The organism is Jeotgalibacillus haloalkalitolerans (assembly GCF_034427455.1).
GTDB lineage: Bacteria > Bacillota > Bacilli > Bacillales > Jeotgalibacillaceae > Jeotgalibacillus > Jeotgalibacillus haloalkalitolerans.
In genome coordinates, this window is the sequence record NZ_JAXQNN010000004.1 from 179,160 (window position 1) to 194,042 (window position 14,883).

General features: G+C 45.1%; 12 protein-coding genes. 4 read left to right on the forward strand and 8 right to left on the reverse strand.

Annotated elements, in window-relative coordinates:
• Window positions 1-27: 27 nt before the first annotated feature.
• From addA to UFB30_RS12430, 5 genes are all read right to left on the reverse strand, one after another.
• A complete protein-coding gene (gene addA / locus UFB30_RS12410; RefSeq protein ID WP_322422015.1) occupies window positions 28-3,699 on the reverse strand; it encodes a helicase-exonuclease AddAB subunit AddA in 3,672 nt (1,223 codons plus the stop codon).
• Window positions 3,696-7,139, reverse strand: a complete 3,444-nt coding sequence (gene addB / locus UFB30_RS12415; RefSeq protein ID WP_322422016.1) for a helicase-exonuclease AddAB subunit AddB — start codon at window positions 7,137-7,139, stop codon at window positions 3,696-3,698. The genes addA and addB overlap by 4 nt, the downstream gene beginning before the upstream one ends.
• A gap of 280 nt (window positions 7,140-7,419) precedes the next feature.
• The gene (gene lepB, locus UFB30_RS12420; RefSeq protein ID WP_322422017.1) at window positions 7,420-7,971 is read right to left on the reverse strand and encodes a signal peptidase I; all 552 of its coding nucleotides are present in this window, start codon (window positions 7,969-7,971) and stop codon (window positions 7,420-7,422) included.
• The gene (locus UFB30_RS12425; protein ID WP_322422018.1) at window positions 7,926-8,630 is read right to left on the reverse strand and encodes a TVP38/TMEM64 family protein; all 705 of its coding nucleotides are present in this window, start codon (window positions 8,628-8,630) and stop codon (window positions 7,926-7,928) included. The genes lepB and UFB30_RS12425 overlap by 46 nt, the downstream gene beginning before the upstream one ends.
• A 346-nt stretch (window positions 8,631-8,976) precedes the next feature.
• A complete protein-coding gene (locus UFB30_RS12430; RefSeq protein ID WP_322422019.1) occupies window positions 8,977-10,956 on the reverse strand; it encodes a S9 family peptidase in 1,980 nt (659 codons plus the stop codon).
• A 162-nt stretch (window positions 10,957-11,118) separates the two neighbouring features.
• Between UFB30_RS12430 and UFB30_RS12435 the strand changes: the two genes are divergently transcribed.
• A complete protein-coding gene (locus UFB30_RS12435) occupies window positions 11,119-11,514 on the forward strand; it encodes a YhjD family protein (RefSeq protein ID WP_322422020.1) in 396 nt (131 codons plus the stop codon).
• Here the strand turns inward: UFB30_RS12435 and UFB30_RS12440 are convergent.
• On the reverse strand, window positions 11,454-12,092 hold the full coding sequence (locus UFB30_RS12440) for a competence protein ComK (protein ID WP_322422021.1): 639 nt from the start codon (window positions 12,090-12,092) through the stop codon (window positions 11,454-11,456). The two genes, UFB30_RS12435 and UFB30_RS12440, sit on opposite strands and share 61 nt — an antisense overlap.
• A gap of 208 nt (window positions 12,093-12,300) precedes the next feature.
• On the opposite strand from UFB30_RS12440, the gene UFB30_RS12445 reads away from it, so the two are divergent.
• The 3 genes from UFB30_RS12445 to UFB30_RS12455 all read left to right on the forward strand — a co-directional run bounded on the left by UFB30_RS12445 (window position 12,301) and on the right by UFB30_RS12455 (window position 13,623).
• Window positions 12,301-12,540, forward strand: coding sequence for an IDEAL domain-containing protein (locus tag UFB30_RS12445; RefSeq protein WP_039808385.1), 240 nt, complete (start codon window positions 12,301-12,303; stop codon window positions 12,538-12,540).
• Between the two features lie 144 nt (window positions 12,541-12,684).
• Entirely contained in the window at window positions 12,685-13,059 is a 375-nt protein-coding gene (locus UFB30_RS12450; protein WP_322422022.1) for a hypothetical protein, read from the forward strand.
• Window positions 13,060-13,134: 75 nt separating this feature from the next.
• Entirely contained in the window at window positions 13,135-13,623 is a 489-nt protein-coding gene (locus tag UFB30_RS12455) for a hypothetical protein (RefSeq protein WP_322422023.1), read from the forward strand.
• Here UFB30_RS12455 and UFB30_RS12460 read toward each other — a convergent pair.
• Window positions 13,620-14,012 (reverse strand): thiol-disulfide oxidoreductase DCC family protein, encoded by a 393-nt coding sequence (locus tag UFB30_RS12460; RefSeq protein WP_322422024.1) that lies wholly within the window; start codon window positions 14,010-14,012, stop codon window positions 13,620-13,622. The genes UFB30_RS12455 and UFB30_RS12460 overlap by 4 nt on opposite strands.
• Entirely contained in the window at window positions 14,012-14,830 is an 819-nt protein-coding gene (locus tag UFB30_RS12465) for a YihY/virulence factor BrkB family protein (RefSeq protein ID WP_322422025.1), read from the reverse strand. Before UFB30_RS12465 ends, UFB30_RS12460 begins: the two co-directional genes overlap by 1 nt.
• Window positions 14,831-14,883: the final 53 nt, after the last annotated feature.

Genomic DNA, 14,883 nt, shown 5'->3' on the forward strand with positions numbered 1-14,883 from the left:
TCCCTCCGGCTGACCAGTCTATGCAGGTCAGTTCTCTTCTACTTTAATCGTTAAATCAGCGTTGAAAAAGTATAAATAAACTTCATCAATTTTTCTGTTCAGGCTTTTTTCAAGTGCCTGGCGGTAAAGTGAAAGCTGAAGTCTGTAACGCTCCGCCAGCTTCGCGTTGACATCAGGGTCTGCGCGGTCTACATAATCCGTTTTGTAATCAAGCAGCACAAGCCCCTGATCATCTTCAAACAGACAGTCTGCAATCCCCTGTATTAAGACCGGATCATCTACATTCAGTTGAATACCAGCTTCAGCCGGGGCAGCTGCATACGTAAACGGCACTTCACGTCTCACCTGATTTGCATTGATCATCCGTCTGCCAAGCGGTGACTGGAAAAATGACGCAACATGATTCAATCTGACCGTTTCCGCCTGTTCTTCAGTCAGAATTTCACGCACCACAAGACTGGCAACTAACGATTCAATCTCTTCCCGCTCAGGGGTGTGCTGCAGCGGCACCTGCTGCATAACGGTATGCATAACTGTACCTTTTTCTGCAGCCGTCATTTTCTCCTGCTGAAGAAAAGCAGGACGCCCATATAATTTCTTAGAAGGCTTGACGATTGAATCTGCGCCGGTTTCATCCAGCGTTTCGTGCTGGCGTTTAATAGAAGAAACAGACTGCTTTGATTTAACCATTGCGGCTTCCTCGTATGGGTAGTGCCATTTCAGGCGATGCTGTATATCTTCATGATGCTCACTTTGCCCCGGAACCGGCTCATGATTTCTCACATGTGTAAGCCATTCTGCCGCGGACTCCTCTTTTTTCTGTTCCTCAGTGAAAAGCTGCTTATGGTGCTGATGCATTTCCCATACTGACGGATCTTCAATCAGACCTGACTGGACAGAGTGAATCGCATGCGGGTGTCGCGCCAGTGCCGGACCGATCCAGTCGGCATAGGACCTGGCCCCTTTTCTCGTAAAGTCAGGCAGCAGCCATGATTTGTACGAGCCTGCCAGCGACCATTTTTCCTTTAATTTCTCTGCATCCGGCACTGTGGCAATCAGAATCAGCTCTTCTTTCGCCCGTGTCATCGCTACATAAAGCACACGCATTTCTTCAGCAAGGTTCTCCAGACGCTTTTTTTCTTTAAAAGCCATCTGCGGAAGCGTCGTGCTGCTGATCCTGTTTTCGATATCAACATATGATAATGCCAGGCCGAAATCTTTATCGAGCAGGTAACTGCCTCTCAGATCCATCTCATTGAACTGTCTGGCCATTCCCGAAATAAACACCACCGGGAACTCAAGCCCTTTACTTTTATGGATCGTCATCAGACGCACGACATCTTCCTGTTCACTCAGCGCTCTGGCAGCACCAAGGTCATCTCCTCTTTCCCGCATCCGCTCTACGAATCTTAAAAATCTGAACAGTCCGCGGAAAGAAGTGGATTCATATTGTCTCGACCGGTCATACAGTGCACGCAGGTTCGCCTGCCGCTGCTTGCCGCCGGGGAGCCCGCCGACAAAGTCATAAAACTGCGTATCTCTGAACAGCTGCCACACAAGCTCAGATACTGCGCCGGTTCTTGCAAGAGCCCGCCAGTTTCTGAGAGAAATTAAAAACCATGAACATTTTTCCTTCAGTTCAGTATCTTCATCACCTGAAGACATATAAGCCTGTAGTGCATTCCAGAAAGAACCTTTTGGGTCCGCTTTTCGGATCTTTGCGAGTTCCTCTTCTGTACATCTGACAATCGGTGATCTGAGAACTGAGGCAAGCGGAATATCCTGAATCGGATTATCAATCACTTTCAGCAGTGACACCATTATCGCGACTTCTGTTGCATCAAAATAGCCGGTTGACAGATCTGCATAAAGCGGGATCCCGGCCTGTCTGAATTCATCCATCATATCCGGCGTCCAGGTCATTGATCTCGTCAAGATCACAATATCTCTGTACTCAAGCGGACGGTAAAGCTTCTTTTTCACATCATAGATCTGTCTGCCGCCATCAATCATACTGCGGATTTCCTTGATCATATAACGGGCTTCAAGCGTTGAACGTTCAAGCTCCCGTTCATCCATCACTTCTTCAGGCATCTCTTCCTGAGGTGCATCTTCATCAGCCTGGTCAATGACTGCGAATCTGACAGGCACAGTCAGATCTGTCGGGTAAGGTGCACCCGGAATCAGTTCTGCATCCTTGTCATAATCAATCTCCCCGACCATTTCACCCATAATCTGACGGAAAATAAAGTTGACTCCGTCAAGCACCTCCGGACGGCTTCTGAAGTTTTTAGCGAGATCGATTTTCTGACCGCTTCCAGCCTGCTGGAATGTCCGGTATTTACCTAAAAACAGATTCGGTTCAGCGAGTCTGAACCGGTAAATTGACTGCTTCACATCCCCTACCATAAAGAGGTTACCGTCTTTTTCACCGCCTGATTTTACAAGCTGCAAAATCGTTTCCTGAACCATATTGGTATCCTGATACTCATCCACCAGCACCTCTTTGAACTGGTTCCTGTAATGGTAGGCTGCCTGGGATGGTTCCCCCGTATCAGGATCACGCAGGATCTCAAGGCAAAAATGCTCAAGGTCATTAAAGTCTACAAGTCCACGCTCTTCTTTGGCAGCTTTAAATGCTTTTTCAAATGTTCTGACGAGTTCAACCAGTGTTGAAAGCCTGCCGGTCATCTGATTCATATCTTCAAGCAGCTGTTCAGGACTTCTGACAAAAAAGCCATCTTTTAAATCATTGATCATTTTCTTCGCCTGATCACGCCATTTTTTCGCCTGCTCCACAAGCTCCTCATCAAAGTCGTCACCCTTACACGGCTTCAGCCTTCCCATCGAAAAGGAGGAAACGGCTGCTTCTGCTTCTTTCCATCCCGCGGCATGACGGACTTCATTCAACTGTCTGAGATCATCTTCAAAGTTGACTGCTCTCGGATAAGGGCCTCCGGGCTTCCGTGCTGTATCCAACGCTAAGTTAATCAGCTCAATGGCTCCTTCAGCCTCCAGCTGCACGTGAAACAGCACATAGTTCGCAAGCGGATGATCATCAATCTGAACATGTTCTGTCTCATGTAACGAGACAATCCCATCAAGCCAGGTGTCCGGATCAGCATGCGAACGCGAAAAGGTATGAAGCTTTCTGATCATCTGATGAAGCGCATCATCGCTCCGGTCATTCGTCACCGCTTCCACTAATTCAATAAATGCATGATTGTCCGGAATCCCATATTCGTGCTCAAGAATTTCTTCCACCACTTCATCCTTTAAAAGCTCGGCTTCCGTATCATCCGCAATTCTGAATCCGGGATCTATATCAATCAGGTAGTAGTATTTTCTGATGACTTCAAGACAGAAGGAGTGAAGCGTTGAAATGGACGCTTTATTAATCAGTGTCAGCTGCTTTCTCAAATGCCTCGATTCAGGATCAGCAGCGAGTGCTTTTTCAAGCGCTTCGCCGACGCGGTGCTTCATTTCAGCAGCGGATGCATTGGTAAAAGTTACGACTAGCAGTTCATCTATATCTGTCGGCTGATCGGTATCAAGTACTTTTTGAATTAACCGCTCGACAAGTACGGCTGTTTTTCCTGAGCCGGCAGCGGCAGCGACAAGAATATCACTGCCCTTTTCAAAAATGGCACGCCACTGTGCATCAGTCCATGTTACATGTTCAGGTTTGACTGGAATCATTGAATGTCTCCTCCTTCCCGGATTAAATCTTCTGCTTTTTTGGTTCTAAGTGAACGGTATTTGTTCTGTTCAAGCGCCGGGTCAAACTGACAGACTGAACGATATGAACAGAATTGACATGGTGTTCTCTTTTTATATTCATAAGGGTCAATCGATACATCCCCCGCTTTGATTCTGTCACCGGCTGAGCGGAACATCGATCGCGTATGGGCTCTCATGTGATCAAACTGATCTCTGCTTGCCGTTTTTGAGTTCGAACGGAGCGTCCCATCTTTTTTCAATCCGGCAGATATAATCGAAGAGTTTCCTTCTTCAAGCGTCATATCCATCAGCCTGACGACTTCTTCATCTCCAAGGACGAGCCCCTTCATTTTGTACTTTTTCAGCATCTCTTCCTGCATTTCATCTGAACTCATTGGCTTTTTCGTCTTAACCACCGGGTTGTGCAGATGGAAATAAAGCACACCTGCAGGTTCGGCTTCAGTGTGAACAAGCTTTGGTGAATTTGTCATTGCTACATCCAGATACGTCATCATCTGCAGCGAGAGTCCATAATACATTTCAGTAAAATCAAGATCTCTGACACTCGACTTATAATCTATGACTCTCAAATAGACTTTCCCGTCACTTCTCGCCTGATCCACACGGTCAATTCTGCCCTGCAGTGACATCGTGTCCCCGTCACTTAAAAGGATCTTATGTGGCGGCAGTTCCTGACCGGGTCCAAACCCAAGCTCCACTCTCAGCGGTTCAAAGTCTCCCGCTCTTGCATGTTCACTTAGAATATAGGAAGCCTGACGAATAACCGCCTGCAGCTTTTTCGCGATATAACGGTATTTATTTGAGCTGTTTAGAATATCATACTGAAGCTGCGGACCGATATGGCTGACTGCCTGATGAGCGAGTTCAGCGCATTGCCGCTGGGACAGACTCTTCCAGCTGATGCCTTTTTGCAGTAACTCTTCTGAAATCCATCTGAGCGCTGCATGGAACAGCTCTCCTATGTTTGGCGCATCCAGCCTGAAGATACTCCGTTCATGAAGCCTCAGCCCGTGGCTTGAAAAGTGCTGGAATGCACAGCTGTTCATCCGCTCGATCCTGGACACACTCGCCATCATGGAGCTTCCATACAGGCTCTCTGCTGTGTCCCTCGAGAGTGGGTTTGCCACATTTTCATAAAACAAGCCGGATAAAATACGTTTGCTCTCCTGCTTCCAGAACGGATCTGTGACATAAAAGTTATAAACATCCCGCCAGATGTCTTCAACAGGGTAATCTTTTCTCAGCTGCTGAAGCTGTGACGTCATAAAGGATGCTGTCGGAAGCGGATGACAGATATAATCAAGCTGCTGATCACCCGGAACTTCCACAGGATCATTCACCGCAAGCATTAACCGGTGTTCAGGTAAAATGCCTGTGACCTTTTTAATATAAGGTGACACAATCAGCGATTTCCCTTCTTCATCTGCTAGCGGATAGGAAATATAGAGCTTTTCTGATGGGGATGTAAACGCACGGTAGGCAACAAAATCCTCATCCTGCAGCTTCTCTCTGGTGCCCGGTGCAAGCTGCATACCTGCCCGTTCCATAAAGATCCGGTCATCTTCAGCTAAAATGCCATCATCCTGCATTCTCGCAGGCATCACACCGTCATTTACACCAAGTACAAATGATGCGCAGACGGCCGGCAGCCTGGAAAGTTCCAGGTCAGCAATAATCACCTGGTCGATCGAAGGCGGAACAAGGGAAAACTCCAGTGTTTCCATACCGGAGTCCAGAATGTCACTGAATTCCTGAAGCGGCATTTTGTCTTCGCCTGTAATTTCAACGAACTGATCAAGCAGTTCCACGACTGCATCCCACGCCTGATCATGTTCTCTTGCAGACTCCACATCCCCTTTTTCTTCAGCCGTTGCTGACATCTGTTCAAGCTTCAGCGGGACTTCAAGCTCTTCAAGCAGAACAAATACAGCCTCACAATAATCGTGTACAGTTCCTGATTTTTTCAGGCGCTGTTCAAACCGGTCAATCGGCGCTGTGATCATATTACGTGCTGCATTCAGATCATCCTGAATCATCTTCTCTTCATCGTTTTGCGGCACTCTTACAAAATCGAGTCCTCTGAACTGCTTGTAATAAAACTCACTCTTCCATCGGTCACCGTGAATCCCCTGTGCCAGAACATAGTTTTCAAGTCTGTCCATCTGCCCGCGCAGCAGTTCATGATCGGCTTCTACAGGGAAAAGAAGCTCTGTCTTTACCGCCCTGAAGACTGCTTCATAGCGCCAATGCTTCGTAACAGTCTCAAGCGCTGAACGGATAAACTCAATCAGCGGATGATTAAGCATCGTTCTTTTTTTATCTATAAAGTAAGGAATCTCATAATCTTTGAAAACCGGTTCAATGATTTCATGATAAGCATCGCCATTACGGGTTAGTACCGCGATATCTTTATAACGGTAGCCTTCATTCCGCGCAAGCTTCCTGACTTCACGTGCGACAGCTTCTGTTTCCGCTCTTCTGTTCGTTGCTTCAATGAGGGTCATATCCGTCTGACCCTCATACACTGATCCGAACTTTTCAAATGACTGTTCTAGATGGGCCAGCCCTTTCCCTTTGTACTTTGCGTTTCCCCCCAGCTGAATGACTTCAGCTTTTTCCCCTGCGTTAACCGCAATCTCCTTTAAACGGTTGACTGTATCCGTTGTCTGTCTGAATAAAAGCGGATCAGGCGAGTGCAGGTCCGCTGTAACTGCTGCTGTCATTGATTTTGACTTCTCGAGCAGCTTTTCTATAACGAGATATTCCTGCGGTGTAAAGCTGTGAAACCCATCAAGGTAAATATCTGCCCGGCTGAGGAGATCAGAGTCTTTGATCTTTTCAGCAAGCAGTCGTAAATAATCCTCTGAATCTATGTATTTATCTTTTAACTGGTCATCAAATCCTGAATAAATCCGCTCAATATCCTTCAGCTTATCCAGCAGTGCTTTCGGTGCGATTTCACTGATTTCAGCTGTTTTTTCGAGCAGGTCCTCCGGCTGAATACAATATCGCCTGAACTCTGTCAGCATTTTTTCCACATGACCGACAAAGCCGTGTTTTCCCGCAGCACGTCCAAACATGACCATTTGATCCTTGTGCTCATTGATCAGTTTTCTAACGAGCATGCTTGCCCCTGTATGGTTAATATGTATGCGCGCGGCTCCACCTGTTTCCTGAAGAATTCTCCACGCAAGTCGGGTAAAACTCAGCACCTGCACCCTGACCATTCCACCTGTTTCAATTGCCAGACGGTATTCTGACTGGAAGGTCATCTGTTCAGGTACGATCAGAAGAATGGGATCTCCTGAGGGGTTTTCTTTGACCTTAGCGGTAATTTCACTCATCAGGCTGTCTGTTTTACCGGTTCCGGAACGTCCTGTTTTGATTATAAGCGGCATGGTTGTGCCTCCTTTATCATTTGCATATAGCTATTATCTTACAATTGGCTGTTAATGAAAAGTGATGGGGAAATGAAAACAGGCCGGACTTTGCATCTAAATGCAAGGTCCAGCCTGTTAACCGGTTCACTGCGCTTCAGGCGGACGCTTTCCTGGATGAGCCGTTTTGTGGCTCCATTAGACCTCCTCGCCTTCGACTGTGGGGGCTCAGCTTCCAACTAATCGTCCCGGAGTCGCCGCCTTACGCTTCGCTCACCTGAAATTTCTGTATCAATCCTGATTACTCATAAAATCTTATATCCAGTTCATTCAGCGGCCAGTATCTGAGGTTGACTTTGCCAACGACTGAGTCCTGGTCGATGAAGCCGAAGATGCGGCTGTCGAGGCTGTTCTCGCGGTTGTCACCGAGTACAAACAGCTGTCCTTCAGGTACTTCTGTTTCTCCTGTCAGTTCTTCAAGTGTAAAATCACCTGTTAACCGTTTGCCGTCTTCTCTGAATTCTTCAAGGTAAGGCTCTTCGTAATATTCGCCGTTAATATATAGCTGATCGTCTTCATAAGAGATTTCATCCCCCGGAAGTCCGATGACTCTTTTTACATAATCTTCTGATTCACTTGCATGAAAGACAATGACATCAAATCTGTCGAAGTCCCCGACTGTATAACCAATTTTATTAATGACCAGCTTGTTGCCATCCTGCAGTGTAGGCTGCATGGATACTCCTTCTACAACATAATTTGAAAAAAGGAAAATGCGGACCAGTAATACAATAACGACTCCTACTGCTAATGCTTTGAGCCATTCGAAGCTTTCTTTTTTCCACGATTCCATCTATTCTCCAACCTTTCATTCCCGGAAGACTTTCTATGACGCTCGTGCATCAATATGTCACGTTCCATTTTTTTGTTAATCACTTTTTCCACTCTTTTTCCTACCAGCCATAAGACAACGATCACACCCAGTACGATAGCTGTTTTAACCGGCTCCCTGATGAGAGAAACGATGTCTGCACCGATAAATGAAATCGTAGAAATCATGACAAGCTTTCCAGATATAACAGCCAGCATATACTGCATGATGCTGATCCGTGATAATCCGGCTACCACGTTGACAAGTGCAGATGGCGTAAAGGGAAAACACAGTAACAGAAACAATGGACCAAATCCATGGCGTTCCACCCAGGTCGTCAGTTTTCTAATCTGCTTCTGATTACTTAAAAAGTAAAACAGCCTCAGATGTCCAAAGCGTCTGAGCAGCCAAAAGACCATCAGCGCACCTACTGAAGCACCTGCCCATGAGAGCAGTATACCAAACAGAACACCATATGCATTTGCATTTGCCACTACAAAAGCGACGAGCGGCAGGAATGGCAGGAATGCTTCCAGTACTGGCAGTAAGAAACCGATCAGCGGTCCGAATGCCCGGTACTCTGCAATTAATTCACGAAGATTTTCAAGTGTAAACCATGCTTCTAGAGTTTCCAACGTCATTCAAACGCTCCTCTGATCATTAGACTGGCGGTTATTTTTTATCAGTATAGCATAATAGGAAAAATACCGCCTATTATGGCTATATTTTTCCCTTATTTTGTTTTGTACAAACTATGACAATTGAGAATTTAAAAAGCTGAGACAAATAATAGTCTCAGCTTTCGCTTAACCGGCTCACTGCGCTTCAGGGGGACGCTTTCCGGACGGTGGTTGCTGAGCCTCCTCGGCTTCGCCTGTGGGGTCTCAGCTTCCCACTAATCGTCCTGGAGTCGCCCCCTTCCGCTCCGTTCACCTGAAATTTCCTATACTACACTAGCAATTAATTTTGAAAACAATCTACTTTTGATTAAATATACTCATTCATCCACCCGGTCAGGTGGTTCAGTCTTTCGAGTCTGAGTTCTGGTTTTCCTGTTCTTGAAAGGTTGTGGTCTGATTCAGGGAATCTGACAAAACGTGTTTTCTTCTCTTTTCTTTTCAGCGCAATGTATAGCTGCTCTGCCTGTTCGATTGGGCAGCGGTAGTCGTTTTCGCTGTGCAGGATTAAGAGTGGTGTTTTAATCTGGTCAGCATAGGCAAGCGGTGAGTGCTTCCATAGTGTATCAATGTCACCAAGGTCTGCCTGGATCTGCCACTCACTGAAGTAGTAGCCTATGTCACTGACGCCGTAGAAGCTGATCCAGTTACTGATGCAGCGCTGTGTGACTGCTGCTTTGAAACGGTCTGTATGTCCTGTGATCCAGTTCGTCATAAATCCGCCGTAGCTTCCGCCTGTTACGCCGAGGCGGTCGCGGTCGATGAAGTCAAATTGCTCAAGCGCGCCATCCACTGCCGCCATCAGGTCACGATAATCCCCTCCGCCGTAATCGCCTCTGACTGCATTTACAAAGTCCTGACCATAGCCATGGCTTCCACGCGGATTTGTGTAAAGTACTGCATAACCCTGTGCTGCAAGCAGCTGCATTTCATGGAAAAACGTGTTGGCATACATCGCATGCGGACCACCGTGAATACTTAAAATCATCGGGACCTGTTCTCCATCTGTATACCCGGCCGGCTTCATAAACCAGCCGTGAACTGTATAACCGTCTGTACTTTCATAATAGACCGCTTCCGGTGCTACTACTTCAACTTCATCAAGCAGCTGCTGATTCACATGCGTTACCTGTTTTGCTTCCCCTGTTGGCACGTGAATGATATGCAGGTCCCCGGGATTTTCGGGTGTACTGATTGCAGCCGCAATCTTTTGTGAGTCACCATGTATATCAAATCCGTAAACGTGATGGTTTCCTTCGTAAGCAGGGTATACTGCTCCTTCTGTTGAAGCGTAATACAGATTGACATTCCCCTGATCTGTTATCACGAAGAACAGGCTGTTATTATCAGCCCAGACCGCTCCCTGTACGCTTGCGCCCTGCTGAATATCACCAATTGCATAATCTCCGACGGGAGCATCAATTCCTTCAGTCAGACATTCTGCAGTCCCTGAAGCCTCTTTCCATATCCAGAGCTCACTGTGCGTAGCATTTTCATAGGTTCTGCCTGAAGCAGTAAATGCAAGCTGATCGCCTTCCGGAGACCACGCAGCAAATCCTACGTAGCCTTCAGCCGTCTGAATATGCTTTTTGCTGTCATCTTCAAGATTGTACAGGTACAGCTCATTATTAAATGAAAAGTCTTTATCTTCTGCATCAGCATCCGTCGCAAAAGCAAGCTGCTTTCCGTCAGGTGACCAGTCAAACAACGCGTAACTGTCTTCCCCTTTTGTCAGCTGGCGGAGTTCTTCTGTCTTCAGATCAATAATGGCAAGCTGCTGCTTTTTATCGTCAAGCAGGCCCGCACCATCTGCTTTGTACTTCATTGAATCTGTTACAAACGGCTTCAGCTTTTTATCATCATCTACTTTTTTCTTCTCATCATTTAGTGCATCCTCAGGTTCAAGTGATACTGTAAAAGCGACCTTTCCGCTGCACGGTGACCAGACCGGGTTTCCTGCCCCGTTTTCCGTCTCCGTTACCTGCTTCGCTTCCCCTCCGCTGACAGATAAAACGTATAGCTGATTTTTACCGGAGCGGTTTGAGACGAATGCCACTTTCCTGCCGTCCGGCGACCATCTTGGGGAGGATACTCTCTTGTCTCCATATGTCCACTGGCTCAGCTCTTCGTTTTCCTGATCATATAAAAAGAGATTTGACGCATATGTATGTTCTTCATTGATATGTGTTTTAACAAATAAAATATGTTTGCCATCCGGCGACCATCTCGGGTCAGTTAATGATTCAATTTTATACAGATCTTCTGCTGTGATTTTGCGCTTTTGTGTCATGAAATCTCCTCCGGTGAATCAAATATTTCGGCTATCGAGATAAACCGCTTGTTCTATTATCAGATTTTTTTGTGAATAATGCAAACATAATCCAGTTGTAAATTCAGAAAATCTGTGTAAAATGATATAGAACGCATGTTCGTTATACAGGAGGAGATTTCAATGACAAAGATTCCAACTGAGGATCGGGACCGGCTGGAGAATGCTTTTTACCTTCCGATGGTGCTGAAGATTCTTGAACGTGATCAGATTGTGATTGAAAAGAGTGGTGTAAAGCTCCCAAGACCTTATATTGAGTTAATTGAAGAGACAATGATCGCTGTTCAGCGTGAGCTCGCTACTTTGAAAAAGTATATGAAAGACCACGGCATGAAGGTCGTAAAACTGAAATCTGATGAAGCTTTTACCATGTATCTGTTCGTGTATAAAGGTTATGAAGAGCAGCACAACTATTTTAATCCGCGGCTCAGAAATCACGTTGAGAATCTCTTAAGGTATTATTTGATCGGTCGGTTAAAGTCTATGTCTCCACCGTCATCAGGGTTGATCCGGTCCTGATCAACGTTTTCAATTCTGTCGAGATACTCTGCAAACCCGAAGCGTTTTTTATGCAGTCTGGTTTTGTAGGTATCTTCTGATCTTTCCCGGATGCCGTTGATGTTTTGATGCAGTTTAAGGGAGAGTACGGAAGCTTTCAGGTACTGCAGATGCGTGGCACGTCTCGAGATTGGAAGTGTAATCGTTCTGTCTCCTGAGAGGGTCAGTGTTGTTTCATTACTTAAGTCGTCATTCTTTTCCATACTGACAACGTGATTAAGCGCAATCCAATAATTCTTTTTATTTGAATCTGAATGAGTGGAGAAGAAATAAATATCTGATATTGGATCAACAACGATGGGAGGCTTATGACTGAAGTTTGTGAGGAATCTTGATGAGGTTTTGCGTCCTTCGTAGGATGAAAAATAATACAGACACGAATGTTCCATAATCTCCATTGGTTTCATATCTACTGAAAAAGGTAATCTTCCTTTTTCGTGAATAATCGTACCTGTTAAACTCCCGTCTTCAACCCTCGGCTCTAAAATCATTGTGTTCGTACTGACAGTGTAAGTTTCTGTCGCTGTCATAAATTCCATTTTATCACTCCTTTATATTTTTATGGGATAATCATATACTAACTACTATTCAGATGTATACATAAATTTTTCCAAATATGTTCGCTTCACCCCGAACAATCCGGTATATATTCAGCTTAAAATTCATATTGTCTAAAAATTTAAAACTTTCTGTTGATATTCTTTCCGATATTCTCTATAATGAAAAAAAGTAGCAGAGGTGATGAAGATGGAAAACAACAAATCGTTCGCAGAGTTCATGAATGAGTCAACCGTCCCTCAGAAACAATCCAGTGAAATGACGATGATGGAGATTTACGTGGACATGGTATTAAATGAAATTCTGGTCCGTCATCGCAAGGAACAGCTTGTAACAGCTATTAACGAAGCGTTAGACAACAAAGATCAGGACGCTTTTATGAAGTACTCAGCAGAATTAAATACATTAGAGGACACACACGGTGTGTAGTACTTGATCCCCCTGCAGACAGGCAACAAACATGCAGGGGGTTCAACTTTTTTCACCAAATCTCCACCTCTCCAGAGTAGCATTTCCCGACGGAATCATGAATAATAGACATATCTATAATAATTCATGATAAGGAGCCCGCTCATGCTGACTGAAGAATTAAACAGCACATTCCTGCTCATCATCGAATGGGGATTCGTTGCAGCCGTTCTTGCTGCAATTATTTTTGTATTATATTCAATCCGACGCGCTCCGCGTATGAAAACTGCATTTTTGTGGATGGCTGCGCACCTGGGTCTGACGATGATTGCTTACATCGTATTTTTTATGGGCATTGGAGGAGGTTTTAACGACCCCACAGTAGAAAATGTTTCTGATCAGATTCATTTTCTGCTTGGTGTAGCAGGGCTGGTCTGGCTGACAGGAATGCTTTGTCTTGTCTTAAGTATCCAGCTGCTGAAAGATCAGTTCCGCGCTAAAAACTATACACCCATTCAAGACGGAAAAAAAGAAGGCTGAGATGCCTTCTTTTTTTATTCCACCAGTTTCCAGTTATGTTAGAATTGGAGCACGACTGATTTGCAGGGGGATATGATGCAAAACTCAGAAACTACAGAAACCAGGCAGAAACCAAAAATATATAAGGCTCACACAGAACGAATTCAAATTAGTCTAATGGCACTCGCTCTGGTACCTTTTCTTGCTTTTTCATGGGATGAGCCAATTTACCGTTTTTCATTTATTGCACTTATGATATATCATATTCTTTTATTATTTATTCAATACTCATTCTCTATTCAAGACTCCAGGCTCATTTACAGCGTCTTTTTTATCAAGTGGCGCATCCGCACCAGGGAACTGAACCATTCAGACATATCCCAGATACAATTCAGACGCGAAAACTGGGCTGCAAAAGCCGCCATACTTAAAACATATAAAGGCCGCTCCCCTAGACTCTACAAATTCGATGGCAACGATCTCTTCCACCGTTTAGAAGAATACTGCTACGAATATAGAGTCCCGCTCAAAAAATCAAATGACTATCTGATTCTTGAAGATATGTATAAAAAAGACGCAGACTAATCAAGCAGTCTGCGTCTTTCTTCAGGTGTCGGCAGCTTACAGGACTGTTTTTTGCCGAACCAGTGAAATCTGTTTCTTGCAAAAGCATCATATGCCAGGTTACGGATTGGCCGCGGTACAATCAGCAGGTATGACAAAAACTTTACCGGGCCATCCAATTGCCTGCAGATTCTCAATGCAGCGTCAGATTTCATATAGAGCCTGTCCTGCTCGATCAGCAGAACAGAATCAACCATCGGAGGCACTTCAAACGTCGTACGCATCTTATGCCCGAGCTCTCCCTGCAAAGAAGCAAAGTGAAAGTGCCCTGCGCGGTCATGCTTCATGATGAATTGGACGCTCCAGTCACACACATTGCAGTCACCATCAAATAATACAATAGCAGCCATTATCCACTTCCCCTTTCTTTACCTTCTTTACCATACACATTTAATAAGGCGCCAAACAGCAGGACTGCGGCCGTCAGATAAAACCAGATCATCATGATGACAACAGAAGCAAGCTGGCCATACAGCTGACCGTAATTTCCGTAGCCGACAAAAAGGGAAAACCCTTCAGAAATCAGCTGCCAGAATATTACGGCGAACACTGCGCCAGGCAGCACGTCTTTCCATGACAGACCGTGCTTTGGCAAGTGACGGTATAGAACCCAGAAAAACACAAATAAGATGATTGAACCAATTCCCCAACGAAGAGGTGTCCAGATCACAAGCCAGCCCGCTTCAAACAAAAAAGTCTCTTCAGCGATACGCTGAACGACATTTTCAATTAAAGGGATAAGGATTGTGAGCGGCAAAATCAGTGCAAAACCGATCGTCAGAAAGAAATCACTGATCAGTCCCTTTATATAGCTTTCACGTTTATTAATTTTATAGATATCAGTCAAAGAGCGCACCAGCGACTGAATAGCCATTGAAGCAAGCCATAACGTAGAAACAAAACTGATTGAAATAATTGTTCCCTGCCCTGAATCAAGTATTGCAGTCAGGTTCGATTCAATCAAACCGTATGTTTGCTGCGGAGCGTAGGGTTTAATGACTTCAATCAGATCGGATGATGTAAATGGTAAAAAGCTTGTACTTGATACGACCATAATTAAAAAAGGAAATAGGGACAGCATAAAATAGTAAGCCGTCTGTGCAGCATGGTCATAATAGCCTTCTTTAAAAAAGCGGCTTCCCGCATACTTTATTCTCTCTTTAAACATATCTTTCTCCTCCAAAAAACACTTAAGGTCTAATGACTGCCCTTATGTTTTCC

Excerpts from the sequence above, each read along its gene's own strand:
- addA (WP_322422015.1), bottom strand. The coding sequence starts at position 3,699 with ATGATTCCAGTCAAACCTGAACATGTAACATGGACTGATGCACAGTGG.
- addB (WP_322422016.1), bottom strand. The coding sequence starts at position 7,139 with ATGCCGCTTATAATCAAAACAGGACGTTCCGGAACCGGTAAAACAGAC.
- lepB (WP_322422017.1), bottom strand. The coding sequence starts at position 7,971 with ATGGAATCGTGGAAAAAAGAAAGCTTCGAATGGCTCAAAGCATTAGCA.
- UFB30_RS12425 (WP_322422018.1), bottom strand. The coding sequence starts at position 8,630 with ATGACGTTGGAAACTCTAGAAGCATGGTTTACACTTGAAAATCTTCGT.
- UFB30_RS12430 (WP_322422019.1), bottom strand. The coding sequence starts at position 10,956 with ATGACACAAAAGCGCAAAATCACAGCAGAAGATCTGTATAAAATTGAA.
- UFB30_RS12435 (WP_322422020.1), top strand. The coding sequence starts at position 11,119 with ATGACAAAGATTCCAACTGAGGATCGGGACCGGCTGGAGAATGCTTTT.
- UFB30_RS12440 (WP_322422021.1), bottom strand. The coding sequence starts at position 12,092 with ATGGAATTTATGACAGCGACAGAAACTTACACTGTCAGTACGAACACA.
- UFB30_RS12445 (WP_039808385.1), top strand. The coding sequence starts at position 12,301 with ATGGAAAACAACAAATCGTTCGCAGAGTTCATGAATGAGTCAACCGTC.
- UFB30_RS12450 (WP_322422022.1), top strand. The coding sequence starts at position 12,685 with ATGCTGACTGAAGAATTAAACAGCACATTCCTGCTCATCATCGAATGG.
- UFB30_RS12455 (WP_322422023.1), top strand. The coding sequence starts at position 13,135 with ATGCAAAACTCAGAAACTACAGAAACCAGGCAGAAACCAAAAATATAT.
- UFB30_RS12460 (WP_322422024.1), bottom strand. The coding sequence starts at position 14,012 with ATGGCTGCTATTGTATTATTTGATGGTGACTGCAATGTGTGTGACTGG.
- UFB30_RS12465 (WP_322422025.1), bottom strand. The coding sequence starts at position 14,830 with ATGTTTAAAGAGAGAATAAAGTATGCGGGAAGCCGCTTTTTTAAAGAA.